This is a genomic window from Pseudomonas sp., assembly GCF_051660785.1.
In the GTDB taxonomy this organism is placed as follows: domain Bacteria; phylum Pseudomonadota; class Gammaproteobacteria; order Pseudomonadales; family Pseudomonadaceae; genus Aquipseudomonas.
Window position 1 is genome coordinate 1 of the sequence record NZ_JBOFQE010000028.1, and the last position, 26,186, is coordinate 26,186.

The following is a 26,186-nucleotide window of genomic DNA, read 5'->3' on the forward strand; positions in this document are numbered from 1 at the left end:
CTGCTCGCGATAGCGGAGTGTCAGTCTGAATGTCACTCCGCTATCGCGAGCAGGCTCGCTCCCACAGTTGATCTCTGTTGAATGGGGGGAAATTACTACTTTAGTACTGGTTTCCCTGTCTATCGTCGCATTCCCAATGCACCGAGACTGGCATGTAATGGGTGCATAACGATAAGGATTGAACCCCATGCCGCGTGCCCAACGTCGTCTGTTGCGCCCTTCTCTTGCTGCGCTGTCGCTGAGTCTGTTGCTGAGCGCCGCGCACGCCGACACACCGTTGTTTTCCGCCGACGGCTATCGCATCAGCCTCTACCGCAGTCCAACGCCGACCCAGCTTCAAGGCGCGGCCATCATCGACACCGCCGCCCTGCAAACCCTGCTCACCCAGACACCGCACCCGGTGCTGATTGACGTCTACCGCCGCCAATGGCTGCAAGGACAATTCATCGAAGATCAGCCCCACGAAAACCTGCCCGGCAGCCATTGGCTGGCCAATACCGGCGACGGCGACCTGACAGCTGAGTGGCAGGGCTATTTTGCGCGTAACCTGAACACATTGACCGCCGGAGACCTCGCGCAACCGCTGGTTTTCTACTGCCGCTCCGACTGCTGGTTGAGCTGGAATGCCGTCAAACGCGCCGCCGCCATGGGCTATAAGACACTGTATTGGTATCGCGACGGCCTGGACGCCTGGCAGGCAGCCAATCTGCCCGTGACGCCCGCCCAGCCCGAGCCCTTCCCCTGACCTTTACGCGTGCGTGTTGTTGCCACACCATAATCAAAATAATGAGGTGAAAGGCTATGTACAAAATTCTGATTGCCGACGATCACCCGCTGTTTCGCGAAGCCATCCACAACGTCATCAGCGACGGATTCCCGGGCAGCGAAGTGATGGAAACCGCCGACCTCGACAGCGCCCTGCTGCTGACTCAGGAACATGACGACCTGGACCTGATCCTGCTCGACCTGAACATGCCCGGCATGCACGGCCTCAATGGCCTGATCAACCTGCGCAACGAGGCGCCGACCATTCCGGTGGTGATCGTGTCGGCCGAGCAGGACAAACAGATCGTGCTGCAAGCCATCACCTATGGCGCGGTGGGTTTCATCACCAAATCCTCGCCACGGGTGCAGATGACCGAGGCCATCCAGCAAATTCTCAATGGCAATGTTTACTTGCCGCCAGACATCATCCGTACGCAAAAATGCGGCACCCATCGACGCATGAATGACAACCCGAGCTTCCCGCCGGAACTGCTCCAGGCCTTGACCCGCAAGCAGTTGCTGGTGCTCGAACGCATGACCAAGGGTGAATCGAACAAGCAGATCGCCTACACTCTGGAAATCGCCGAAACCACGGTCAAGGCGCATGTCTCGGCGATCCTGCGCAAACTCAACGTGCACAATCGGGTGCAGGCGATCTTGAGTGCCGGGGATATTGATTTCGGCTCTTACTTACGGCGTTGAGACCGCGTCGCCCCCATCGCGAGCAGGCTCGCTCCCACAGTGGACCTGCGTCGTACCCAAAATTTTTGCTCAATGCAGATCAATGTGGGAGCGAGCCTGCTCGCGATGGGGCCAGCACTGACGCCGGAGAAATCAAGGCCTGCCAAGCAAATGACTCATCGCTGTCTTCAGCTTCATCGGCCTTACCGGCTTGTGCATCAGGGTATGCCCCAGCTCACGAATCTGCTGCTTGAGCTCGTTGCTGTAGTTGGCGGTAATCATCATCGCCGGGATCGCTGAACCGCGCCGGGCGTTGATTCGGGCCACGGCATCGACGCCGTTCTGATCGTCATCCAGGTGATAGTCGGCGATCAGCAAGTCGGCTTCGGCATGATAGTTGTCCACCTGCCGCGCCAGGTCTTGTTCCGACAGCGCCGTGACCACCCGACACCCCCACCCTTCAAGCAGCGTACGCATGCCGGCGCAAATCGCCGCGTCGTTATCCAGCACCCACACCCGCGCGCCGCGCAGACGTTCCAGCATCGGCTCACTCATCAGCAGCGCCGGTTGGGCCTTGGGGGCGGTAGCGCTCAACGGCACTTCGACGGAAAACATCGAGCCCTTGCCCGGCCACGAACGCACGTGAATCCGGTGGCCGAGAATCCCGGCAATTTTCTCGACAATCGCCAGCCCCAGACCCAACCCGCGATCCTGATCCGGACGCTGCACATCGCCGCGCTTGAACTCCTGAAAAATCTCTTCCAGGCGATTTTCGGCAATGCCCATTCCGCTGTCCCAGACCTCGATCGTCAACCGCTGGTGATGACGCCGGCACCCGAGCACCACACGACCGCTGTAGGTATAGCGAATGGCGTTGCTCAACAGATTGCGCAGGATCCGCGCCAGCAACTGAATGTCGCTGCGCACCAGTGCCGAACACGGGATGAAATGCAGCTCAAGCCTTTCACTGAGGGCTACCTGGGTGTACTCGGCGGCGAGGTTTTCCAGCAGTTCGCTCAGGGCGAACGGCGCAATGTCGGCCTTGATCACCCCGGCATCCAGCTTGGAAATATCCACCAGCGTGCCCAGCAGGTTTTCCACGTCTTCCAGCGAATTGCTGACATTGCGTACCAGAATCGCATTGGCCACCGGCTCGCGGCGTTCCAGCAAAGCGCTGGTAAACAGTCGCGCGGCGTTGAGCGGTTGCAGCAGATCGTGACTCACAGCGGCAAGAAACTTGGTCTTCGACAGGTTGGCCTGCTCGGCCTCAAGCTTGGCCTCGCGCAAGCGCGATTCAACGCGCCGACGCTCGTCGATTTCCCGCAGCAATTGGTCATTGAGGGTGGTCAGTTCGGTGGTGCGTTCGCGCACCCGCAACTCGAGATTCTGATAAGCCTGGTGCAGCGCCTCGGCGGTGCGGCGGCGTTCGGTGATGTCGCGGATCAACACGAAAATCCCCACCACTTCGCCAGTGGCGAGGCGGTTGGGTACGTAGGAACGCAGCATGTAGCGTTCCTGGTTGTTGATGTTGGTTTCGGCGAACTCGAACGTCACGCTCTCACCGGCCAACGCGCGGGCCACATAGGCTTCGAGGCGTTGGTAATGCTGCTCGCTGTGGACTTCGCGCAGACTCTGCCCGAGCATCACGCCGCGCGGCCAGCAGTACCATTCTTCGTAGACCTTGTTGGTGAACTCGTAGACCAGATCGGCATTGAGGTAGGCGATCAGCGCCGGTACATGGTCGGTGATCAGGCGAATCCAGCGCTCGCTTTCGCTCAGTGCTTCGGCATGCTGATAACGTTCGGTGATGTCGGTGAAGGTGTTGACGAAGCCACCGGTAGGCAACGGATGGGTGCGAATTTCCAGCACCCGGCCATCGTAGAGGCGTTGCTCTAATTCCTGCACGTGCCGCCCGTTGGCATCGCGACTGGCCGGGGTGAGCAGGTTCAACTCGCTGTCAGCGATCACTTCGGCAAACGGCCGGTGGGCCGCCACCGGGGCCAGCCCGCTGAGTTCCAGGAAACGGCGGTTCCACAGTTCCAGGATGCCTTCGGCATTGACCATGGCCACGCCTTGGGACAGGTTGTCGACCGCCCGTTGCAGCAAGTGCGATTTCTGCGCCACCGCCTGCTCCCGGCGCACGGTTTCGCTGAGTTTGACGTCGGTAATGTCGGTGAACAGGATCACCCGCCCGCCTTCCTGGGTCGGCCGTTCGCTGACCTGCAACCAGCGGCCGTTCTGCAGGCGATAGATCAGGTTTTCGTCAGCATGCCCGCGCGGTTCTTCAGTGAACAAACCGGTGGAACTCATCAGGCGCTTGACCTCGGCCAGGCGCATGCCGGCGTTGATCCGCACCCGGCTGTTACCCCAGAACGCCTTGAAACGGCTGTTGAACAAGACGATGCGCTGGTCGGCATCGAACAGCACGAAGGCGTCGGAGATGCTCTCGATCGCATCGATCAAATGCTGGTGGGCGGTTTCCGCACGCAGGCGCGCTTCGCTGAGCAAGTGATTGCCCGATTTGAGTTCGGCCATGGCCTGGTTCAAGGCATCGGTACGTTCACGCACCTGTTCGGCCAGCACCACGGAATGCTGAAAGGCCGCGTACGGGTCGTTGCCGCGAGTAATGCCGGATTCGATCCGCTCGATCAGCGCGCCATTGATGCGCTGCAGTTTTTGATTGTCGTGGCGCAGGCTGGCGAGCTGCGCCTGGAGTTCAACGATGTCCAGGGGACCGGTCTCGGGCAATGGCAACCCCGGTGAAGGTCTGGTTGATGTGCATGCCATTGAACTGTTCTCCGTAGGTGTTGAAACCCATCACCCGCTGGTCGCGCAAAAACGTTCCGATCTGCTCCAGGCTGCCGCCGTCTTCCAGTTCCATACGCCTGAGAAAACAGTCGCAGCCGATGGTCAGCAGCAGGTCGCCAAGACGTTCCTGCAAACCTTCAAACAAGGTTTGCAGATTCGGCAACATCGGGCCGGGGGTCATGACGGTGAGGACGATGCCGTTCTCCACGGCGCAGTAAAAACTCAGGCTCAGGTCAGGATGCACCTGCTGGATTGCCCGCACGTAGTACTGATCGTTGATCCTCACCGCCAGCGGGTGCGCGGCGAAGACCCGGTGATCGAGTTCGGCCACCGGCACGCCGATGTGGCGGGCGTACTCCTCGGCAGCCGGCTCGGCATTCAGTTCAAAGACCCGCCGCGAGGTGCTGTCGGCCCCGGTGACCACCAGTTTCTCGGCCCTCGGCAAAATGTGATGGGTGGTGAACACCTCGAAATCCAGCCAGGTATTGACCAGCACCACCACTGCCGCGCCGCTGTGGAATTCGCCGCCGAAATAGACGTGGGTGTGGGTCAGGTAGTTGTCGTCGCCGGCCGAACCGCCGAAATGCGGGATGTCGCCTAACGCTGCGCTCAAGGCGGCGAGAACCATTTCTTCACGGCTGGACAAGCCATCGAGCAAGGTCAGGGCAAAGCTGTTGCCCTTGATCGGCGCCAGGGTGTTGCTGCGACAGCCACTGACCAGGCGTTCGACCATTTGCTGGGCATCGATCAGGCTGAAGCGCTCCATCTCGCAGATCAGTTCGGCGTCGATGGAGAAATGCCGATGGTCGAATCCCACCGCCGTCACGCAGTTGCGACCGTAGCCCAACGGGGTGATTTCCCCGGCGCTGGTGCAACCCACCAGGCGAATCCCGCCAAAGCTCTGCTGCAAGGCCTGGCCCAGCGCCTGCAAGTCGTACTCGGCGGAACAGAAGAACAGCACGAAGCCCAGGTGCGGATGCAATAACTGCCGCGCCAGCTCCTGAGCGACTTGTTGGGCATCGGTCGCCTGGGACATTGCACTGACGACACCTTCACTCTGGACCTGCTGCATGGTCGCCCCCCGCAGGTGCGCGTGTATGAGGCTCGAGTGTACGAAGCTTGCGGGCTGCGACGTATGCTACTTGGGTAGCGGGTAGCCGCTTCGATGGGATGAGAGTCGACGGTTCGGGCGCTTGATGGCTGACACTTTTGTGGCGAGGGAGCTTGCTCCCGCTGGACTGCGCAGCAGTCTCCCAACCGGCCGATGCGCGACCAGAATCGGGACCGCTACGCGCTCCAGCGGGAGCAAGCTCCCTCGCCACAGGGGTAGGGTTCACAGATTAACTTTGTTACCAGTTCAACACCGCCCCCACCGCAAAGGTGTCGGTGTCTTCGTTCTGCGCGCTGGTGTCGTGGCCGTTGATTTCGAACTGGTTGTACTCGGCCACGAGCTTGAGGTTGTCGTTGACGTCATGGAACAACGCAATCCCGCGCGTTTCATAATCCGCCCCGCTACCCACCACGCCGTTACCGTCATCGTTGGTCTTGCCATAGGACAAGGCCAGGCGATTCTTGCCCAGTTTGTACGAGCCCTGCAGCAAGTAGCCGTCGCTGTCGACGTTGCGCAGGGTCGGTTCGCCGGCGTTGTTGGTGAAGAACGGATTGATGCCCTTGGCCTGGAAACCGGAACCGGTCAGTGACAACCCGCCCATCTTCGCCTGCACACCGTAGCCGACGCCTTTGGAAGTGACGGATTGCACAGTGGAGTCGGTATTGTCCGAGGTCTGGTAGCTGCCGTTGACCCAGCTGTAAATCTTCGCGCCGGCGACGTCGAACTGATAGGTGACCTCACTCTCGGTACGCGGATTCTCCTGATACGCCTTGCCCAAGGGGCTGCTGTCGTTGGTATCGACCGGGTCGAGAATCCCCACCGCCACGCGCAACCCCTCCATCACCGGGGTGCGATAGGTGATCTGCGAGGTCGGGAACGGGTACGGATATCCCGTGCCGATATTGCCGAACGACACCCCGCCACCGTCCACCAACCCCAGGGTATCGCTGACCTGGCCGTAACCGGCGAGCATTTCATCGAGCAAGATGTTGGAGCGGGCGAACAGGCCGAAGTCCTTGCCGATCAGCACCTCGCCCCACTCCGGATTGGCCACGGTGCCGTAGAACTGCCGCACGTCGATGGCGGTGTCGGTGCCGTTAGTCTGGCTGTCGTTGATGGTCACCCAGAACGACGCCCGCGCACCGAGCTTCAGGTCATCGATCTGCTTGCCCATATTGAACCCCAGGTAATTGGGCAGATAGCCCATTTTCACCCGCGCCTGTTTCCGGTCGTACTGGTCGCCGGCACGGTCCACATCGCTGTTCACGTAGAAGGCGTTGATGTAGCCGTCGGTAGAGAACGTGGTCTGGTCCTTGTCGTACAGCACGATCTCGGCTTCGGCCATCGAGCTCAAACCGAGGGTCGACAGGCTGGCGATGAAGGCAGGCAAGTAACGATGCTTGAAGTTCTTATTGTTGGGCATGACGCGCTCCGCAGCGGGGGACTGGATGTCGGAGGCGATTATCGAAAGGTGACCGGCGGCGGCATACGCTGCCTTGGGGGCGGTTTTGAAGTGCTTTGGGTTAGCAGGTGACGCGCGGCGAATTCGGTGTAAGACCGGGCCGCGCCAAGACCCGGACTTAGGATGTACGCCTGTCTGGCAGACTGGCGGCCACAGGAACCGGTACTCCCTAGAAACCCGCTTTCAACAGCATGTAAGCGGCGACCACGACACAGATGCTGGCGAAGCCGATTTGCAGGGCACGGGCCGGAACTCGTGCGCACAGTTGTCGGCCAACGATCATGCCGACAATGCTGGCAACAATGAACGCCACGCCCAATGCGTCAATCCTGACCCCGGCATGAAACGCGCCGACCACCCCGATGGCCGAGATCAGGCTGATCACCATCAACGAAGTGGCGATGATGCCGCGCATCTGCACATCAGTCAGTTGCTTGAATGCAGGCACGATCAGGAAGCCACCGCCGACGCCGAGCAAGCCCGACACCACGCCGGTCACCGCACCCAGTGCCGCGAGGGTCGCGGTGCATTTGGCAGTCCAGGAAAAACGCCCGGTCTGCTGATCGAGCATGCAGTTTTTCTGGCCCCAGTTGGCGTGGCCATGGTCGCTCGGTCCTTCTTCCTGGCGCTCGCGACGCAGCATCCGCCAGGCCACCATGACCATCAGCAGGCTGAACAGGATCATCAGAATTTTTTCCGGCAACTGATGGGCAAAGTAGATGCCAACCGGCGAAAAAATCGCCCCCAGCAGCGCGATCAGCAACGCAGCGCGATAGCGCACCAGACCATGGCGCAAACCATCAATGGCCCCGACCGCCGCCGCACTGCCCACCGCAAACAACGCGACCGGCGCGGCCTGGGTCATGGTCAAACCCAGCCCCAACACCAGGGCCGGCACCGCAAGAATGCCGCCACCTGCCCCGGTCAATCCAAGGACCAGGCCCATCACCACACCAAAGAAACTTGCCAACAGCATAAAACGCTCATGATCCGCGAAAAAAAGCCGGGAACGCCCGGTATCGATGAGTGACAGGATAGAGCCCGTGCGGATTTTTTCCTTCATGAATTAACGCGGGGCTGGTCAGCGCAGGGAAAATGAAACTACCCTCATGGCTTGTCCTGAAAGAAAACGGCCACCATGCCTGCCTTGATTGAAGCTTTTCTAGACCCTGCCTCGTCGACCTACAGCTACGTGATCTACGAAGGAAATGGCGGTCAATGCGCCATCGTCGACCCGGTGCTCGACTACGACCCCGCCGCCGGGCGCACCGCCACCACGCAAGCCGACAAGATCATCGCCTTCGTTCGCGATCATCAACTGCAGGTGCAATGGCTGCTGGAAACCCACGCCCATGCCGATCACCTGTCTGCCGCTCCGTATCTGCGTCGGGAACTGGGTGGCAAAATCGCCATCGGCCAGTCGATCAGCAAGGTCCAGGATGTGTTCAAGACCCTGTTCAACCTTGAGCCGGAGTTTCGCAGCGACGGTTCGCAATTCGACCATCTGTTCGCGCCGGACGAGTCGTTCATGATCGGCAACCTCAAGGCCACGGCCCTGCATGTGCCCGGCCACACGCCGGCGGACATGGCTTATCTGATCGACGGCGATGTGCTTCTAGCGGGCGATACCTTGTTCATGCCGGACGTAGGCACCGCTCGTTGTGATTTCCCCGGTGGCAACGCTAACCAGATGTTCGCCTCGATCCACAAACTGCTGGCCTTCCCTGCCAGCGTTCGGCTTTATGTCTGCCACGACTACCCGCCCGAAGGCCGCGAATCCCGCTGCATGACCACGGTGGGCGAGCAGCGTAAAAGCAACATCCACATCCATGACGGCATCGATGAAGCGGCCTTCGTCGCCATGCGCACCCAGCGTGATGCCGGGTTGGGCATGCCAACGCTATTGCTGCCGGCGATCCAGGTGAATGTGCGGGCGGGGAATTTGCCGCCGGCCGAGGACAATGGTGTGACCTACCTGAAAATCCCCATTAACCAACTCTAAACCGACCCGCAACCCCTGTAGCAGCTGTCGTTGTGGCGAGGGGATTTATCCCCGTTGGGTGGCGAAGCCGCCCCTTGCAATCTGTCAGACAAACCCTGTTGTCCGGACTTGCGACTGCTTCGCAGCCGAACGGGGCGGTGCGACGTTTCGCTAAATCCCCTCGCCACAACGACAGCTGCTACAGGGGATTTGTGTTTAGTTGTTGAGGGTCAGGCCGTTGGCCGGCAATGGCAGTGCGGTTTTGTAGCGCACCTGTTTAAGCGCAAAGCTTGAGCGGATGTTGGCCACGCCGGGGACTTTGGTCAGGAAGTCCATCATGAAACGCTCCAGCGACTGAATGGTCGGCACCAGCACCCGGATCAGATAGTCCGGGTCGCCCGCCATCAAGTAGCACTCCATCACTTCCGGGCGATCCGAGATCGCTTCCTCGAAATGCTGCAACGCCTCTTCCACCTGTTTCTCCAGGCTGACGTGAATAAACACATTCACATGCAGCCCCAGCAAGTCAGCATCCAGCAGCGTCACTTGCTCGCGAATCAGACCCAATTCCTCCATCGCCTTGACCCGGTTAAAGCACGGCGTCGGCGACAGGTTGACCGAGCGTGCGAGGTCGGCGTTGGTGATGCGGGCGTTCTCCTGAAGGCTGTTCAAAATGCCGATATCGGTACGGTCCAGTTTGCGCATGAGACAAAACCACCTGTTTTTCATGTTTATGCAGATTTTTTATCTGCAAATGATCCTAAGCGCAACGAAACAGAGAGAAATATTCTTCCGGGCCCGGCCTATGATTGTTGTAGGACAAGATTTCTTCCACAGAGGAATGACGGTCAGCTCACTACAAGAATTTCACAAGATCGAGCATACAAGCCATGAACCAAGCGTACGAACCGCTGCAACTGCACGTTCCCGAACCTTCGGGCCGTCCTGGCTGCAAAACCGACTTCTCCTACCTGCGTCTGACCGACGCCGGCACGGTGCGCAAACCCCCAATCGACGTTGAACCGGCCGACACCGCTGATCTGGCCAAGGGCCTGATTCGCGTGCTCGACGACCAGGGCAATGCCCTCGGTCCATGGGCTGAAGACGTACCTTCCGAGATCCTGCGTAAAGGCATGCGCGCCATGCTCAAGACGCGGATTTACGACAACCGCATGGTGGTCGCCCAGCGTCAGAAGAAAATGTCGTTCTACATGCAGAGCCTTGGCGAAGAAGCCATCGGCAGCGGCCAGGCCCTGGCGCTGAATGTCGATGACATGTGCTTCCCGACGTACCGCCAGCAAAGCATTCTGATGGCGCGAGACGTGCCGCTGGTGGACCTGATCTGCCAGCTGCTGTCCAACGAGCGCGATCCGCTCAAGGGCCGTCAGCTGCCGATCATGTACTCGGTCAAAGACTTCGGCTTCTTCACTATTTCCGGCAACCTCGCCACCCAATTCGTACAGGGTGTGGGCTGGGGCATGGCCTCGGCGATCAAGGGCGACACCAAAATCGCCTCGGCCTGGATCGGCGATGGTGCCACCGCTGAATCCGACTTCCACACCGCCCTCACCTTCGCCCACGTTTATCGTGCGCCCGTGATCCTCAACGTGGTCAACAACCAGTGGGCGATCTCGACGTTCCAGGCCATTGCCGGTGGTGAAGCCACCACGTTCGCCGGTCGCGGCGTCGGTTGCGGCATTGCCTCCCTGCGGGTCGACGGCAACGATTTCGTCGCGGTCTACGCCGCCTCTGCCTGGGCCGCCGAACGCGCCCGCCGCAACCTTGGCCCGACCATGATCGAATGGGTCACCTACCGCGCCGGCCCGCACTCCACGTCTGATGATCCGTCCAAATACCGTCCGGCCGACGACTGGAGCTATTTCCCGTTGGGCGACCCGATTGCGCGCCTGAAGCAGCACCTGATCAAGATCGGTCAGTGGTCCGAAGAGGAACACGTCGCCGTCAGCGCCGAACTGGAAGCCGAAGTGATCGCCGCGCAAAAAGAAGCCGAGCAGTACGGCACCCTCGCCGGTGGCCAGATTCCGAGCGCCGCGACCATGTTCGAAGACGTCTATAAAGAGATGCCGGAGCACTTGAAGCGCCAGCGTCAAGAGTTGGGGATCTGACATGAACGATCACAACAACAATATTCAGCCGGAAACCGCCATGACCACGACCACCATGACCATGATCCAGGCCCTGCGCTCGGCCATGGATGTGATGCTTGAGCGTGATGACAACGTCGTGGTCTTCGGCCAGGACGTGGGCTACTTCGGCGGCGTGTTCCGCTGCACCGAAGGCCTGCAGAACAAGTACGGCACCTCCCGGGTGTTCGATGCGCCGATCTCCGAAAGCGGCATTGTCGGCGTTGCCGTGGGCATGGGTGCCTATGGTTTGCGCCCGGTGGCCGAGATCCAGTTCGCCGATTACGTTTACCCGGCGTCGGACCAGATCATTTCCGAAGCCGCGCGTCTGCGTTATCGCTCGGCCGGCGAGTTCACCGCACCGATGACCCTGCGCATGCCTTGCGGCGGCGGCATCTACGGCGGTCAGACCCACAGCCAAAGTATCGAAGCGATGTTCACCCAGGTTTGCGGCTTGCGCACGGTCATGCCGTCCAACCCTTACGACGCCAAAGGCTTGCTGATCGCCTCCATCGAAAACGATGACCCGGTGATCTTCCTGGAGCCAAAACGCCTGTACAACGGTCCGTTCGACGGCCATCACGACCGCCCGGTAACCCCGTGGTCGAAACACCCGGCCGCACAAGTCCCGGACGGTTACTACACCGTGCCGCTGGACGTTGCCGCCATCGCCCGTCCAGGCAAAGAAGTGACCATCCTGACCTACGGCACCACTGTTTACGTCTCGCAAGTCGCTGCGGAAGAAACCGGGATCGACGCTGAAGTCATCGACCTGCGCAGCCTGTGGCCGCTGGACCTGGACACCATCGTCAAGTCGGTGAAAAAAACCGGCCGCTGCGTGATCGTTCACGAAGCGACCCGTACTTGCGGCTTCGGCGCCGAACTGGTCGCCCTGGTACAAGAGCATTGCTTCCACCACCTGGAAGCGCCGATCGAACGCGTCACCGGTTGGGACACCCCCTACCCGCACGCGCAAGAGTGGGCGTATTTCCCTGGTCCGTCCCGAGTGGGCGCGGCTTTGAAACGGGTCATGGAGGTCTGAATGGGCACGCACGTTATTAAAATGCCGGACATTGGTGAAGGCATTGCAGAAGTTGAACTGTCGGTGTGGCACGTCAAGGTCGGCGACATGGTCGTCGAAGATCAGGTGCTGGCCGATGTCATGACCGACAAGGCGATGGTCGACATCCCTTCGCCGGTGCATGGCAAGGTGATTGCGCTGGGCGGACAGCCGGGCGAAGTCATGGCGGTTGGCAGCATCCTGATCAGCATTGAAGTCGAAGGCGCTGGCAACGTTAAAGAGTCGGCTCAGCCTGTACCTGTTAAAGAAGCACCGGTTGCGGCGCCGAAAGCTGAAGCCGTGGTGGCTAGCAAGCCGGTCGCTGCTGCAGCGCCAAAACCCGCCGTTTGCCAAGGCTCGATGGTCGCTCGCGAAGCCGACGAACGCCCGCTGGCCTCCCCGGCTGTGCGTAAGCATGCGCTGGACCTCGGTATCCAGTTGCGTCTGGTCCGTGGCACCGGCCCAGCCGGTCGCGTGCTGCACGAAGACCTCGACGCTTATCTGGCCCAGGGTCAGTCGAATGCATCGAGCGTCGGCAATGCTTACACCCAGCGTAACGACGAAGAACAGATCCCGGTGATCGGCATGCGCCGCAAGATCGCCCAGCGCATGCAGGACGCCACGCAACGTGCCGCTCACTTCAGTTATGTCGAAGAAATCGACGTCACAGCCGTCGAAGAACTGCGCGCGCACCTGAACGAAAAACACGGCGCGACCCGTGGCAAGCTGACCTTGCTGCCATTTTTGGTCCGCGCGCTGGTCGTCGCCCTGCGCGACTTCCCGCAGATCAACGCCCGTTACGACGACGAAGCCCAGGTCATCACCCGCCTCGGCGCCGTACACGTGGGCATCGCCACGCAAGCCGACATCGGTTTGATGGTGCCGGTGGTGCGTCACGCCGAAGCCCGCAGCCTGTGGGACAACGCTCAGGAAATCTCCCGTTTGGCCACTGCCGCGCGTAATGGCAAGGCCGCCCGCGATGAACTGTCCGGCTCGAGCATTACGCTGACCAGCCTCGGCGCGTTGGGCGGCATCGTCAGCACGCCAGTGTTGAACCTGCCGGAAGTGGCGATCGTCGGCGTCAACAAAATCGTCGAACGCCCGATGGTCGTCAAAGGCCAGATCGTGATTCGCAAGATGATGAACCTCTCCAGCTCCTTCGATCACCGCGTGGTCGATGGCATGGACGCGGCGCAATTCATCCAGGCCGTTCGTGGCCTGCTCGAACAACCCGCCACCCTGTTTGTGGAGTAAGAGATGCAAACTTTGAACACCACGCTGCTGATCATCGGCGGCGGCCCTGGCGGTTATGTGACGGCGATTCGTGCCGGCCAACTGGGCATCTCGACCATTCTGGTGGAAGGCGAATCACTGGGCGGTACCTGCCTGAACATTGGCTGCATTCCATCGAAGGCGTTGATTCACGTCGCTGAACAGTTTCACCAGACGCAGCATCACAGCCAGCACTCGGCCCTGGGCATCAGCGTGTCCGCACCAACCCTCGACATCAGCAAGAGCGTCGAGTGGAAGGACGGCATCGTTGACCGCCTGACCACCGGCGTCGCAGCCTTGCTGAAAAAGAACAAAGTCCAGGTCATTCAAGGCTGGGCCAAAATCATCGACGGCAAGACCGTTGACGTGGGCGACACGCGTATTCAGTGCGAGCACTTGGTGCTGGCGACCGGTTCGAAGAGCGTGAACCTGCCGATGCTGCCGATTGGCGGGCCGATCATCTCCTCCACCGAAGCCCTGGCGCCGACCTCCGTGCCGAAACGCCTGGTCGTGGTCGGTGGCGGCTACATCGGTCTGGAGCTGGGGATTGCCTATCGCAAGCTCGGCGCTGACGTGAGCGTGGTCGAGGCGCAGGAGCGCATTCTGCCGGCCTACGATGCCGAACTGACTCAGCCTGTTCACGACGAACTGAAAAAGCTCGGCGTGAAACTTTACTTGAAGCACAGCGTGCAAGCCTTTGATTCTGCTAGCAATACACTACAAGTCCTCGAGCCGGGTGGCGAAACCCTGAACCTGGAAACGGATCAGGTGCTGGTGGCCGTCGGTCGCAAACCGAACACCCAGGGCTGGAATCTTGAAGCGCTGAACCTGGACATGAACGGCTCGGCGATCAAGATCGACAACCGCTGCCAGACCAGCATGCGCAACGTGTACGCCATCGGCGACCTGAGCGGTGAACCGATGCTCGCGCACCGGGCCATGGCTCAGGGCGAGATGGTTGCCGAACTGATCAGCGGCAAGTCCCGCGAGTTCAACCCGACCGCCATCGCTGCCGTGTGCTTTACCGACCCGGAACTGGTGGTCGTCGGCCAGACCCCGGACGACGTCAAGGCGGCGGGCCTGGACTGCATCGTTTCCAGCTTCCCGTTCGCGGCCAATGGCCGGGCGATGACGCTGGAATCCAAAAGCGGCTTCGTGCGCGTCGTGGCACGGCGTGACAATCATGTGATTGTCGGCTGGCAAGCGGTGGGCGTGGGCGTTTCGGAGCTGTCGACAGCGTTCGGGCAGAGCCTGGAAATGGGCGCGCGCCTGGAAGACATCGCTGGCACCATCCATGCGCATCCGACGCTCGGCGAGGCAGTGCAAGAAGCGGCGTTGCGAGCACTCGGGCATGCGCTGCACCTGTGATTCAGAACAATGGATGGCGGCATAGATGGCCCCATCGCTAGCAGGCTAGCCCCCACATCTGGAATGCGTTCTCCTGTGGGAGCCAGCCTGCTGGCGATTTCTTGAGGTCAACTCGATTTATCTGTCTGTCATCCGATAGTCCGGGCTGCGAAACGGGCCCGGAATGAAGTATTGTTGTCCCCATCCAGAAAAACGTCAGAAGCCTTGAACCGTTTCGGCGGTTGTTAAGTGATAGAGGGTGTCATGGGTAACGAAAGCATCAATTGGGACAAGTTGGGTTTTGACTACATCAAGACAGACAAGCGCTATCTGTCGCACTGGCGTAATGGCGAGTGGGACGCAGGCACCCTGACCGAAGACAACGTGCTGCACATCAGCGAAGGCTCCACTGCCCTTCACTATGGCCAGCAATGCTTCGAGGGCCTTAAGGCCTATCGTTGCAAGGACGGTTCGATCAACCTGTTCCGTCCGGATCAGAACGCCGCACGCATGCAACGCAGCTGTGCCCGCCTGCTGATGCCGCAGGTGTCCACCGAGCAGTTCGTCGAAGCCTGCAAAGAAGTGGTTCGTGCCAACGAGCGTTTCATCCCGCCGTACGGCACTGGCGGCGCGTTGTACCTGCGTCCGTTCGTGATCGGCGTGGGTGACAACATTGGCGTGCGTACCGCACCCGAGTTCATTTTCTCGATCTTCTGCATCCCGGTCGGCGCTTACTTCAAGGGTGGCCTGACCCCGCACAACTTCCTGATCTCCAGCTACGACCGCGCTGCCCCACAAGGCACCGGTGCAGCCAAGGTCGGTGGCAACTACGCGGCCAGCCTGATGCCAGGTTCCCAGGCCAAGAAGGCGCATTTTGCCGACTGCATCTACCTGGACCCGATGACCCACACCAAAATCGAAGAAGTCGGCTCGGCCAACTTCTTCGGGATCACCCACGACAACAAGTTCGTCACGCCGAACTCGCCGTCGGTACTGCCGGGCATCACCCGCCTGTCGTTGATCGAGCTGGCCAAATCGCGCCTTGGCCTGGAAGTGGTTGAAGGTGACGTGTTCATCGACAAGCTGTCCGACTTCAAGGAAGCCGGTGCTTGCGGTACCGCTGCCGTGATCACCCCGATCGGCGGCATCAGCTACAACGACCACCTGCACGTGTTCCACAGCGAAACCGAAGTCGGCCCGGTCACCCAGAAGCTCTACAAAGAGCTGACCGGTGTACAGACGGGTGACGTCGAAGCGCCAGCAGGCTGGATCGTCAAGGTTTGATCTGACCCCTGCTGCATCCAGGCCCTCCATCGCATTGGCGATGGGGGGGCTTTTTTTATGAGTGCTGCCCGGCGTCTCCCAACGCAATCCGTTTGCCTCCCCTGCCCTTGATACCGCTCGCCTGGCCGTCCTGTTGCTTGCCCGTGCGCGCCTGGGTGATCAGACCCGGAATCAGCGCGCCTTCCGGCAGGTTCTTCCAAAATCGGGCCGGCAAGTGCCCCTGCATGACCTTCGGGTTCAGGCGCGCCGGATTGAAGATATGGCTGTAGTAGGTCAACCACATGTCGCTGTGCGGATCGTCGGCGTTTTGTGCCAGCTGCTGCCATTCAACCGGGCACCGGCGTTGGTGGATCAATTGTTCGCCGTCGTAGTAAACCCCGTCCCTTGGCGTCGCGATCAGCCAGCGATGCCGGCCCATGCGCCCGATAAAATGCTCACTGGCACTGTGCAGGATGTCGTGGGCCGGTTCGTGCCAGGCGACGTATTGCGGCCCCTCACCTTCCGGCATCGCCACAAACCGTACAAATGCATGTAAATGATGAGCTTCACGCTGTACCTGTTTGATTCTTCTATGAAATTCACTACCTAACTTGTCACCGGCCAGCATCGCAGTACGGTCGCCGTGACTGACCCGCCAAAGTACTTCGTACAACAGACTCCAGCGTTGATCACCCCGATAACGAGCGGCGCGCTCAAGGGTGTCCAACAGCGTTCGCGGTATTCGTGCGTGAAACGGGCCTTGGGTCTGGGGTGGCGCATCGTCACTGGCGAACAGATCGGAGACGCCTTCACTGGCCCAGCTCACCCGGCTCGGGTCCACCTCATGACTGAGCAGCCAGCGTGCCTGCTGACGCCAGGTGTCGAACAGGTCATCGCAATCCAGACTGATCATCCCCATAACCCCATTTGTTGCGGCTGCGGCCGGTCGCGCAATTGCTGGTACAGCAGATGGCTAGTCACTTCGGCCTGTTGCGGATGGTAATCGCTGGTGATGATGAACGGCTTGGCCTTTGCCAGGACACAGCGCATTCGGGCCAGATCTTCGTAGCGAATACGGCGTTGACGGCGCAACTCAACCAGTCGCTCTGTGGTGCGCAGGCCGATACCGGGGATGCGCGCGATCAACGAGGCCTCGGCGCGATTGAGGTCAAGCGGGAACACTTCGCGGTTCTCCAGCGCCCACGCCAGCTTCGGGTCGATGTCGAGCGCCAGATGTCCGGGCCCTTTGAACAGCTCGCCCGCGGTGAAGCCGTAGCTGCGCAACAGGAAGTCCGCCTGATACAAACGGTGCTCGCGCATCAGTGGCGGCGCGGCCAGCGGCACGCTTTTCGGGCTATTGGGGATCGGGCTGAACGCCGAGTAATAGACCCGCCGCAAACTGAAGTTGCCGTACAACGCCTGGGCGCTGTGGAGAATGGTGCTGTCATCGGTGTCATCGGCACCGACGATCATCTGCGTGCTCTGCCCGGCCGGGGCAAATTTCGGTGCGCGGGGTTCGTTGAGCACGGTTTGTACGCCGGTGTAGATGGTTTGCATCGCTTGCTTGATCGAGCCCAGCTGTTTCTCGGGGGCCAGGGTTTGCAGGCTGGCGTCGGTGGGCAGTTCAATGTTCACGCTCAAGCGATCGGCGTAGCGCCCCGCTTCTTCGATCAGCGCCGGATCGGCTTCGGGAATGGTCTTGAGGTGGATGTAACCGCGGAACTCGTGGTCTTCGCGCAACAATGTGGCTACACGGATCAGTTGCTCCATGGTGTAGTCCGCCGAGCGAATGATCCCGGAACTGAGAAACAGCCCGCTGACGCAGTTGCGCCGGTAGAAATCCATGGTCAGCGTCACCACTTCTTCCGGCGTGAAGCGTGCGCGTGGCACATCGCTGGAACGTCGATTGACGCAGTATTGGCAGTCGTAGAGACAGAAATTGGTCAGCAGCACCTTCAGCAACGACACGCAGCGACCGTCCGGCGTGTAGCTGTGGCAAATGCCCATGCCGTCGGTCGAGCCCAGGCCGCTTTTGCCCTCGGAACTACGCTTCGGCGCTCCACTGCTGGCGCAAGACGCGTCGTATTTGGCGGCGTCGGCGAGAATGCTGAGCTTGTCGATGAGTTCCATGGGGCACGCCTTTTACTGTGTGGATATACAGTATAGGGTCAACCTCCAAGGCACAAGCCATCAACGAACCCTTGCGTAAGCGTTCAGCAGAAAAAAAACGAATTCACCAAAAAATAAAATGCGAAGATTGAAACGAGGGAATCGGTGTCACAACAGGGCCCCTACTTGCACCGCCTGCACCGGAATTGACGGCACTTGATCTGCAACACGAACCGCAATGTTAGAGATAGCTGAGAGACGCGCGGCTGGCATTCAATGATCAGAGCTGACGAATTATTGATTAAAACGCGCAGTGTTTCTTTGCAAGCGTCCGGCATGTATCCGGTCGGGGACGCGAACCCGCCATGAGTTTTCACTACGTTTGGAATTCTTTTTATTAAGGATGAATCGACCAGCCGTCTCGAGATACGGTGAAAGCCCGCAAGGGGTGAAGGGGTGATATGACAGACCAAGCTTCAATGTTCAGGGCCAGCTCTTAGCCGGATTCTAGCTGCCACAACGAAGCGGTAAGGATCGTTCGCTACGTTCGCGACGGGCAGCAATCGGCTGTGGATTCAACCGGTCGATGCGGTTCTTTTTTCGCCCGATCCGTAGGGCATTTGAGCTTGCGCTATAGACGATTATCGCTACTGTTAGAGTCTGGCGCCTAATTGGGGCCATTCACTTTCGCGATATTTTTAAGCGAATAGTCGTGCGAACCCAATCCTCATTCTATCGCTTGCCAATAAGCGTGCCGCCAAATAGATGGCTTTTGGCCGGATGGCTGATTAATATCGGAATGCCTCGCCTGCTTGCTGGTGCAGCCGCCTCACAGCACTGAACCAAGTTTGACAGACGCCAGCCATATCTCTTCGGAGGTTGCTGTCCGGGTCGCGACCAAGATCGCCGTTAAGGCTTCGCGGTCTCCCGAAGGTAAAGGGCACCGCTCGACTGCTGCATCAATAACCGTAGCTCTGTCTGTACGTTGGGGTCACCAGACGGTTAGCAGCTTTATTTTCAGCGAGGTGTTCGATGTTCAGCCGCACGGCGTGCGCTTGACCGCGAAACCCAAAAAGGTACGATTTTCACCTTGGCGGGGCCTTCGGGGGACAATTTGCGATCGTGCAAAAACGTGCCAACCTGGCGCATGGCGCATGGCGCGAGCTTAACCGAGAGGCCTAAAAAGCTACGATTTATCGTGTTTTGACGGAATCTTTGGGGGTAATCATGCGTTTATGCAAAAACGTGCCAGCTTGGCGCTCGCCGCATCACGGAGTTTCGTGACTGCGATCAGCCTCGCCTGCTTGCTGGTCCAGCCGCCTCACAGCACTGAACCAAGTTTGACAGACGCCAGCCATCTCTCTTCGGAGGTTGCTGTCCGGGTCGCGACCAAGATCGCCGTTAAGGCTTCGCGGTCTCCCGAAGGTTGAAGGTCCCCTGTAGCAGTTGGGTGAGAGTTCACTGGTGTCTCCCAACAAACAAGGAGTTTTTGTGGCCTCGTCGCTTTACCGTAGGATCTATAGCGGGGATTCGTTGTATTCGGCCTGGAGGAAGGTCAAAGAAAGCGCCTTTTCTTCATCATCCGAAACTATCCGAAACGAAGCCAAGGATTTCGAGAGCCAACTCCCCCGGTCGCTTTCCGACATCCAACGCGCGCTATCCAAGAAGACCTTTACCTTTCAAAAGCAGACCGGCGTGGCAAAAACTAAAGCCAACGGAAATTCTCGCCCGATTGTGCTTTCACCTATACCCAACCGGATCGTCCAGCGGGCTCTACTCGACGCCTTATCCCGTATTAAGTTCGTGAAGGAAACGCTGTCTACCCCTACGAGCTACGGAGGCATAAAAAATAAACGGGTCTCGATGGCGATAGCCGACACCAAAGCAGCCATTGCCAAAGGATCTGCCTTCCATATCAGGTCAGATATCGCCGACTTCTTCACTAGAATTGACAAGGCCCGTGTGATGAGACTCGTGGCCCCTCATATCAAATGCCCTGACACAATCGCATTATTCCGAGCAGCGATCACCACAGACCTTGCGAACATTGACGTGCTTCGACGACAGGGTCTGGATGAGATTTTCCCCATCGGGGTGGAGGGTGTAGCTCAAGGATCTCCCCTATCCCCACTCATAGCCAATTTGTACTTGCATGACTTTGACAGGGTCATGAACGATGGTGAGATCACTTGTCTTCGGTACATTGATGACTTCCTGATCCTCGGGAAGGACATGGGCTGTGTGGATCGTGCTTTTAGCAAAGCACAGACTGAGCTCCAAAAGCTCTCACTTGAAGCATACCGGCCCTTAGCAACAAGTGACAAAGCTTCAAGGGGCCTTACAGCTAAAGGATTCGATTTCTTGGGCTGCTTCGTTTCGGCAGGATTGGTCCAGCCATCTAAAGCTACGAGGGAGCGATTCAAGAAACGGATCAAGTCCGATTTAGACGCATCGATACGCATGATGAAATTCAGTGTCGAAGCCGGAGATATATTCCCAAAGGGGTCCTACTCTGGCGCGTTACAGAATCTCGACCGAGTAATCCTTGGTTGGGGAAAAGCCTTTTCCTTTTGCAGCAATGGCCAGTGGATAAAGAGCTTGGATGACTACATCACGACTGCATTGGCGCAGTATGAAATAGAGAAAGCGAATCTCTTTCAAAAAACAAAAGGCACGGCCCAGCGTACGATGTTGGGGGTCAGGTTGCTTGCAGCGGTCCATTCAGAGCGCAGAGAAACGGAGTGATCGCTTCTGGACGTGAGCAGCCTTCTGCGGACGGCTGTTAGGGTCTTTATCTGCCCTCCAAGAAGGACTACCAAGGGCTTGCTCAACCCGTCGACTGCACCCCAGCGCATTGGTAGTAATATGCCAATAATTACGTTCCTTAGAGGTCTGCTTAAATTTCTGCCTATCGTGAGCGGCAAAAGAAATCCAGCTCACACACCCACTCAGTCCTCGATAAAGCAAGAAGTGAAGTCAACGGCTCCGACCTCCCCTCTCACACAAACAGCGTTTCAGCTCACCCTTATTTGTTATGGTTGCGCTGAAAGTTGATTTCGGCCACTCACCGATACAAATAGGTCACCATCAAAATTCCGCTCATCGACATCAGCGCAGCACACAAAAAAATAGCGGCATATCCGAATCCCGAAGCAATCAACCCCATGATTGGCCCTGCCATGCCCACGGCGATATCAAAAACCAATGAAAGCGCACTCAGTGCGGAATTACGATTCGCCGCCGGCGTGCTGGCCAAGGTCTCTACCCCAAGCCCCGGATAAACCCAAGACACCCCAATCCCGGTTAACACTCCGCCAGCAATCGCGATGACAGGCGACGGTACCAGCCATATCAGCACCATGCCCAGGGTTTGCACGAACAGGCAGCCACCCACCACCTTGTAGCCCCTGAGTCGCTGCAACAAGCCGGGAGAGGTCAATCGGGCAAAGATAAATTGACCTGACCGATACTGGCAGTGATTGCTGTAGTACTTTCGACGAAATCGCCCACCGAACCGCGAATAGCTTTAAATGTGGGAAATTGCACCCTACTTGACCACCCGTTTGCGTTGCATATGACCACCCATTTGCATTGGACCTGACCAGCTGCTTGCATGGGACTTGACCAGATGCTTTGAATGGATTCCTCAGAGCATGAGGATTTTGCTCTCGGCCATATTCAGATCACAGTTGGGTAATTGCACGAGGTTGCCCCCCATTTGCTTTCGACCTGACCAGTCATGTGCACCGTATTTGACCAGCAAGACTTGTGGAGACATGACCGGCAGAGAACGGCCAGAAGCGGACGTTCATCAGGCAAACGTGTACTGTCTCGTACGATCCGGGTCGTTGAGCCCTCAACGCAACTGCTCACGCAAGCAGCAAGGAGTCGTGTTGTAGGGCGATGCTGGAACTGGTGTTTGTCATGGGCGCTGTGCACTCTTAGCCTGCTCACTGCCAGCATCTGAGGTGGATGGGCTGAGGCGTTGCCGGTCGACGGTCAAGACCATGCGGAACTTGACGTCACCTGACTTCATCCGCTGATAAGCCTCATTAGCTTGCTCCAAAGGCATCACCTCAATCTTTGGGCGCACGCCAGCCAGCACACTGAACCCCAGCGTTCTCTCGTTCTCGTAAGGCGTACCAGTGATGGAGCCCAGTACGCTACGCTCTCCTACGACCAGATGGCCGCTGGATACGGGCAGCGGGTCTTTGCCGGCCCCGAGGAGAACAAGGCGGCCTTGCGGTGCCAGGCCTGGCATGAGCGCGGAGACGACCGCAGGGGCACCGATGGTCGTGACGATGGCATGCGCACCGCCCATGGCCTTCAGCCTCCCTGCTGCATCCTCTTCATTGGCGTCGATGTAGATATGGGCTCCCAGATCCATCGCGTCCTGCGCGATATCGCTGCCCCGGCCAACGCCGATCACGCGAAAGCCCATACGTCGTGCGTACTGCAGAGCCATGTGACCAAGACCACCAATACCGAGAATGGCAACGGTATCGCCGGCCTGTGCTCCGGATTTCTTCAGTGCGTTGAACGTGGCAATACCCGCACAGAGAATCGGCGCGGCTTCCTCTGCGTTCAACTCGTCCGGGATCGACACGAGCCCTGAGGCACGGGCAATCATCATTTCGGCATAGCCACCATCGCAGGAGGCACCGACGATGAGCTGGTTCTGGCAGAGCTGGAAAAGCCCTTGGCGGCATTGCGTGCACTCATTGCAGTGTCCGCCCAGACGCCCGATGCCCACCCGTTGGCCGACTCGCCAAATCGAGGGAAGGTGCTCACCTAGCGCAGCAATTCGACCAACCACCTCATGGCCGGGCACACGTGGAGGCTGCAGCGTTGGGTCTGCCCCGTCGATGTCACTGGCATCAGCGCCACAAATGCCGCAGGCCTCAACCTCGATCAGCACCTGCCCGATACCGGGCGTTGGAGTTGCACGCTCCACCAGCTCGAGGACGCCTGGGCGGCTGACTTGCATGGCGCGGTAGGTGCTTGTCATGGCCATCACTCTTTAAATGAAATCAGATCCTGCACGCCCAATCGGGCCGCCTCTACGGCGCCGGCGAGGTATCCAGGAAACTGTGACGCCCACTCACTGGCGATACCCGTCAGGCATCCATGCCAGGGCCCGGAAGAGGCGCTGGTGGAGGGCACGGCTGCATGCTGGGCAATCGCATTCACATCGGCGCTGGTGGCCGTGCAAGAGTCCTGCGCCCAGTCTTTTATGAATTCGGCCTTCGGCATCGCAGCTGCGGGACCGAACATCCGAACCAGTTGTTCTCGGCAAAGCTTGCGCAGCATCTCGTCAGGGATCTTGCCGCGTGTACTCGCTGGTACACCGATGAAGCCGAACAGTGCCGAGCTTCCGCCAGGCATGGAGGCATCATGGATTTCGCCCAGAGGCCCTCGCATACTGCGGCCCCCGCCAGACAGTCCCTGGTCTCGCCAGAACGGTGTCTCGTAGATTGCGATGTACTTGGCTTGAGGAGCCATCCACGTGGCAGTCGTTCGCCACAGCCTGGCAAGTTCCGCAGGCAGGGATGGCTCGAAGTCGACCGTGCTTTCGAGCAGACGTGGCGGTAGTGCCAAAAGCACATGCTCAGTACGCCAGGTCGTCACTGCGCCGTGAGCGTTTTTGCTTTCGACTTCGACATGGGTGTCATCCTTGCGAAGCAGACGCACGGTCTGCCCGCAGATTATTTTCTGTGGGTTCACCTTGCGAAGCAGAGCCTCGACCAGCGCACCCATGCCACCGACCAGACGCATGGATGGCGGTGAGCTGACGTAACCGCGCATGCGTACGGCAGGGCCTTCATACGCACGCTCCATAACCATGTCGCCCGCTTCAAATTGCTCGAATCGCTCAACCCCCAACGCGTCGACAAGCTCATCCAGTTCTTGCTGGTAGCCCGGCCAGAACCAGGTAGGCCCCAGATCGAAGCGATCAACGATACTGTTCTTTGAAGAGTGCTGGACTGCCTGTCCTTCGGCATTGATTGACGCAATGCGTCCGCCAAGCTCATCCCGAGCTTCCAGAACAACGAAATCACTGATTCCCCGATGCTGCAGCAGATAGGCCGCATACAGCCCACTCAATCCGGCACCAACAATGACAATACGGGTGGTTTGCGTGGTCATGCTTCTACCTCCGGATGAGCCGGGTGACCGGTTTTCAGGTAAACGGTGGCTCCCTGTTGGCCACCAACGACATCCAAGTGCTGCCCTGCTGGCATTCGTAACCAAGCGCCGCGCTCACAGGACTGTCTGTCCGCCATTACGCTGCCCTCCAGCACCAGTAACTCGAAGCCGTTCAGCAACTCGTCGTAGAGCAACTCGTTCGTTCCTAGCCGTTGCAGGCTCACCTGTTCCGAATCGTCAGCGAACAACGGGCACAACTCACGCGAGCCCTGGCGATGCCAGTTGGACGGGTATCGGGTATTGATGCGCACGTGGTGCTGCTCGCGGGCAGGCATCTGCTGCAACTTCACGAAGATGGTGGTGCCCTCGACGCTGTACGGCCGGTGGCTCGAGCCAGGCGGATTGCGTAGATACCAACCCACAGGATAGTCCGCTACCTCGTCAGAGAAAGTGCCCGACAGCACCAGGATCTCTTCCCCACCAGGGTGCAGATGACTTGGAAAGTAAGAGTTCGGGGCATAGCGCACAATGCTCGTGGCACGCGCTTTCTCTGCACCGACACGATCCAGCATCACGCGGTCGACACCTGTCTGGGGCGAAGCAACCCACTGGTATTCGTGTGGAGCCAAAACAGCGGGGCGAGTGAAGTCGGCGTTGATCAACATACGGATTATCCTAACGAGGATGCGAGGTCGCCGATCCCCCCTACAGAAGCGATCAGCCCTCGTCGATACGGCTTATTGCTTGGCAGGCAACTGCTGGTAAGCCTCGACGACACGCGCCGAGTAGGTCAGTGCTGCACCAGCATTCAGCGCGATGGCCACGCCCAGCGCCTCGGTTATTTCCTCGAGGGAAGCACCGTGCTCAACAGCCTTTTTGGTGTGGACGGAAATGCATCCATCGCAGCGAGTGGTGATAGCCACAGCCAATGCGATCAGCTCATGGACCTTCGGCTCCAGACGACCCGTTTTGACAGCCGCATTGTCGATGGTCGTCAGGCCTCGCATAACGTCGGGGCTTTGTTTGGCATAGTCGCCTACGCGCTCCAGCAGGGATTCGCGGTAGGCATTCCAGTCTTGCATCATGGTTCTTCTCCAAGTAATGGTTGAGGCCGGAAGTGAGGTCACGGCAGGTCGGGTGGCAACTGGGCGCAGGTCTTAGTTGCGACCAGCCATGACACCGCCGTCGACGTCCCAGATGGCACCGGTAACCCAGCTGGCTTGCTCGGAGAGGAGGAAGGCAACTACACCGGCTACGTCTTGCGGGGTGCCAACACGGCCAATTGGATGGAAGCTGTTGAAGCCTTGCAGAGCGCTGTGCACCTCGGCCTTCGGAATAAAGCCTTCGTAGATCGGGGTCTGCACAACTGCCGGCGAAACGGCATTCACGCGAATGTTCTTCGAAGCGAGTTCCATCGCGAGGTGCTGAGTCAAGGAGTGCAGGCCGGCTTTCGCCATGGAGTAGGCAGAGGACGGAGTGGCGGAAATTGCCTGCTTAGCCCACATCGAGCCGATGTTCACGATGGCGCCTGGACGGCTTTGCTCGACCAGGTTGGCGGCAACCTTTTGGGTAATGAAGAAGAACGCCTTGTTCAGCTTCATGTACTGGTCGTAGTCCGCATCCTGGTGTTCCAGGAAGGGTTTCGGGAAGAACACCCCCGCAGCGTTTACCAGCATGTCGATATCCGAGTGCTGCTCGCAGATGGACTTGATCAGTTTGGCCAGGCCTTCGTCGCTGGTCAGATCTGCAGTAAGGGCAGTCACGTTGCCCAGAGCGGAAAGGTCTTTACGAGCCTCTTCGGTTTTTTCCGGACGGTTACCGACTATCACTACGCTGCCGCCTTCGTTGAGAAACTGGCGTGCAGTTTCCAGACCCATGCCACTGGTGCCACCGACGACCAGCAGTTTCTTACCGTTGAATTGATTGCTCATTGGGAGACCTCTTTGCACCTGCCCACGGCAGGTGTCTGGCTAACGGGGATTGGGACGAGTCGCTTGCCAAAGACGCCGTCTCCGGCAGGCAGTTCGTCCTCTATG

21 protein-coding genes and 1 pseudogene are annotated in these 26,186 nt (G+C 59.0%); 9 read left to right on the forward strand and 13 right to left on the reverse strand.

The features are described 5' to 3' along the window. Positions 1 to 187 precede the first annotated feature (187 nt). Positions 188 to 745 (forward strand): PQQ-dependent catabolism-associated CXXCW motif protein, encoded by a 558-nt coding sequence (locus tag ACRC4F_RS06905; RefSeq protein ID WP_438658650.1) that lies wholly within the window; start codon positions 188 to 190, stop codon positions 743 to 745. Between the two features lie 56 nt (positions 746 to 801). Beyond that, positions 802 to 1,467 (forward strand): response regulator transcription factor, encoded by a 666-nt coding sequence (locus ACRC4F_RS06910; protein WP_094471953.1) that lies wholly within the window; start codon positions 802 to 804, stop codon positions 1,465 to 1,467. 132 nt (positions 1,468 to 1,599) lie between these two features. Here ACRC4F_RS06910 and nahK read toward each other — a convergent pair whose 3' ends face one another. The 4 genes from nahK to ACRC4F_RS06930 form a co-directional block, all read right to left on the reverse strand. Further along, the gene (nahK, locus tag ACRC4F_RS06915; protein WP_438658766.1) at positions 1,600 to 4,194 is read right to left on the reverse strand and encodes a hybrid sensor histidine kinase/response regulator NahK/ErcS'; all 2,595 of its coding nucleotides are present in this window, start codon (positions 4,192 to 4,194) and stop codon (positions 1,600 to 1,602) included. Next, a complete protein-coding gene (gene nosP, locus ACRC4F_RS06920; protein WP_438658651.1) occupies positions 4,163 to 5,326 on the reverse strand; it encodes a nitric oxide-sensing protein NosP in 1,164 nt (387 codons plus the stop codon). Before nosP ends, nahK begins: the two co-directional genes overlap by 32 nt. 277 nt (positions 5,327 to 5,603) lie before the next feature. Beyond that, positions 5,604 to 6,788, reverse strand: a complete 1,185-nt coding sequence (locus ACRC4F_RS06925; protein WP_438658652.1) for a porin — start codon at positions 6,786 to 6,788, stop codon at positions 5,604 to 5,606. A gap of 208 nt (positions 6,789 to 6,996) precedes the next feature. After that, positions 6,997 to 7,803, reverse strand: a complete 807-nt coding sequence (locus ACRC4F_RS06930; RefSeq protein WP_438658653.1) for a sulfite exporter TauE/SafE family protein — start codon at positions 7,801 to 7,803, stop codon at positions 6,997 to 6,999. A gap of 162 nt (positions 7,804 to 7,965) precedes the next feature. Between ACRC4F_RS06930 and ACRC4F_RS06935 the strand changes: the two genes are divergently transcribed. Continuing rightward, positions 7,966 to 8,829, forward strand: coding sequence for an MBL fold metallo-hydrolase (locus tag ACRC4F_RS06935; RefSeq protein ID WP_438658654.1), 864 nt, complete (start codon positions 7,966 to 7,968; stop codon positions 8,827 to 8,829). A 195-nt stretch (positions 8,830 to 9,024) separates the two neighbouring features. Here the strand turns inward: ACRC4F_RS06935 and bkdR are convergent, their stop codons facing one another. After that, positions 9,025 to 9,513, reverse strand: coding sequence for a Bkd operon transcriptional regulator BkdR (bkdR, locus tag ACRC4F_RS06940; protein WP_008005367.1), 489 nt, complete (start codon positions 9,511 to 9,513; stop codon positions 9,025 to 9,027). Between the two features lie 185 nt (positions 9,514 to 9,698). Here bkdR and ACRC4F_RS06945 point away from each other — a divergent pair, with 185 nt between their 5' ends. The 5 genes from ACRC4F_RS06945 to ACRC4F_RS06965 all read left to right on the forward strand — a co-directional run bounded on the left by ACRC4F_RS06945 (position 9,699) and on the right by ACRC4F_RS06965 (position 15,915). After that, on the forward strand, positions 9,699 to 10,934 hold the full coding sequence (locus tag ACRC4F_RS06945; RefSeq protein WP_438658655.1) for a 3-methyl-2-oxobutanoate dehydrogenase (2-methylpropanoyl-transferring) subunit alpha: 1,236 nt from the start codon (positions 9,699 to 9,701) through the stop codon (positions 10,932 to 10,934). 1 nt (position 10,935) lies between these two features. Beyond that, positions 10,936 to 11,994, forward strand: coding sequence for an alpha-ketoacid dehydrogenase subunit beta (locus ACRC4F_RS06950; RefSeq protein ID WP_438658656.1), 1,059 nt, complete (start codon positions 10,936 to 10,938; stop codon positions 11,992 to 11,994). Then, positions 11,995 to 13,266, forward strand: coding sequence for a dihydrolipoamide acetyltransferase family protein (locus ACRC4F_RS06955; RefSeq protein WP_438658657.1), 1,272 nt, complete (start codon positions 11,995 to 11,997; stop codon positions 13,264 to 13,266). It abuts the gene before it with no gap. A 3-nt stretch (positions 13,267 to 13,269) separates the two neighbouring features. Beyond that, a complete protein-coding gene (gene lpdA, locus ACRC4F_RS06960; protein WP_438658658.1) occupies positions 13,270 to 14,652 on the forward strand; it encodes a dihydrolipoyl dehydrogenase in 1,383 nt (460 codons plus the stop codon). Positions 14,653 to 14,895: 243 nt separating this feature from the next. After that, positions 14,896 to 15,915, forward strand: a complete 1,020-nt coding sequence (locus ACRC4F_RS06965) for a branched-chain amino acid aminotransferase (RefSeq protein ID WP_219094829.1) — start codon at positions 14,896 to 14,898, stop codon at positions 15,913 to 15,915. Positions 15,916 to 15,970: 55 nt separating this feature from the next. Here the strand turns inward: ACRC4F_RS06965 and ACRC4F_RS06970 are convergent, their stop codons facing one another. Then, a complete protein-coding gene (locus ACRC4F_RS06970) occupies positions 15,971 to 16,807 on the reverse strand; it encodes a TIGR03915 family putative DNA repair protein (protein WP_438658659.1) in 837 nt (278 codons plus the stop codon). After that, positions 16,804 to 18,024: a putative DNA modification/repair radical SAM protein gene (locus ACRC4F_RS06975; protein WP_438658660.1), complete on the reverse strand. Its 1,221-nt coding sequence runs from the start codon at positions 18,022 to 18,024 to the stop codon at positions 16,804 to 16,806. The genes ACRC4F_RS06970 and ACRC4F_RS06975 overlap by 4 nt, the downstream gene beginning before the upstream one ends. Positions 18,025 to 19,494: 1,470 nt before the next feature. Between ACRC4F_RS06975 and ACRC4F_RS06980 the strand changes: the two genes are divergently transcribed. Further along, positions 19,495 to 20,748, forward strand: coding sequence for a reverse transcriptase domain-containing protein (locus ACRC4F_RS06980; protein WP_438658661.1), 1,254 nt, complete (start codon positions 19,495 to 19,497; stop codon positions 20,746 to 20,748). Positions 20,749 to 21,067: 319 nt separating this feature from the next. Here the strand turns inward: ACRC4F_RS06980 and ACRC4F_RS06985 are convergent. From ACRC4F_RS06985 to ACRC4F_RS07010, 6 genes and pseudogenes are all read right to left on the reverse strand, one after another. Continuing rightward, positions 21,068 to 21,457: pseudogene (locus ACRC4F_RS06985) on the reverse strand (MFS transporter); the annotation flags it as partial. 468 nt (positions 21,458 to 21,925) lie between these two features. Then, positions 21,926 to 23,011: an alcohol dehydrogenase gene (locus ACRC4F_RS06990; protein ID WP_438658662.1), complete on the reverse strand. Its 1,086-nt coding sequence runs from the start codon at positions 23,009 to 23,011 to the stop codon at positions 21,926 to 21,928. 5 nt (positions 23,012 to 23,016) lie between these two features. Beyond that, a complete protein-coding gene (locus ACRC4F_RS06995; RefSeq protein ID WP_438658663.1) occupies positions 23,017 to 24,150 on the reverse strand; it encodes a flavin monoamine oxidase family protein in 1,134 nt (377 codons plus the stop codon). After that, complete coding sequence (locus tag ACRC4F_RS07000) at positions 24,147 to 24,815, reverse strand: cupin domain-containing protein (protein ID WP_438658664.1); 669 nt, start codon at positions 24,813 to 24,815, stop codon at positions 24,147 to 24,149. The genes ACRC4F_RS06995 and ACRC4F_RS07000 overlap by 4 nt, the downstream gene beginning before the upstream one ends. Positions 24,816 to 24,887: 72 nt before the next feature. After that, the gene (locus ACRC4F_RS07005) at positions 24,888 to 25,232 is read right to left on the reverse strand and encodes a carboxymuconolactone decarboxylase family protein (RefSeq protein ID WP_438658767.1); all 345 of its coding nucleotides are present in this window, start codon (positions 25,230 to 25,232) and stop codon (positions 24,888 to 24,890) included. 75 nt (positions 25,233 to 25,307) lie between these two features. Further along, positions 25,308 to 26,081 carry an SDR family NAD(P)-dependent oxidoreductase gene (locus ACRC4F_RS07010; protein ID WP_438658665.1) on the reverse strand — a complete coding sequence of 258 codons (774 nt, stop codon included), beginning with the start codon at positions 26,079 to 26,081 and terminating at the stop codon, positions 25,308 to 25,310. Positions 26,082 to 26,186: the final 105 nt, after the last annotated feature.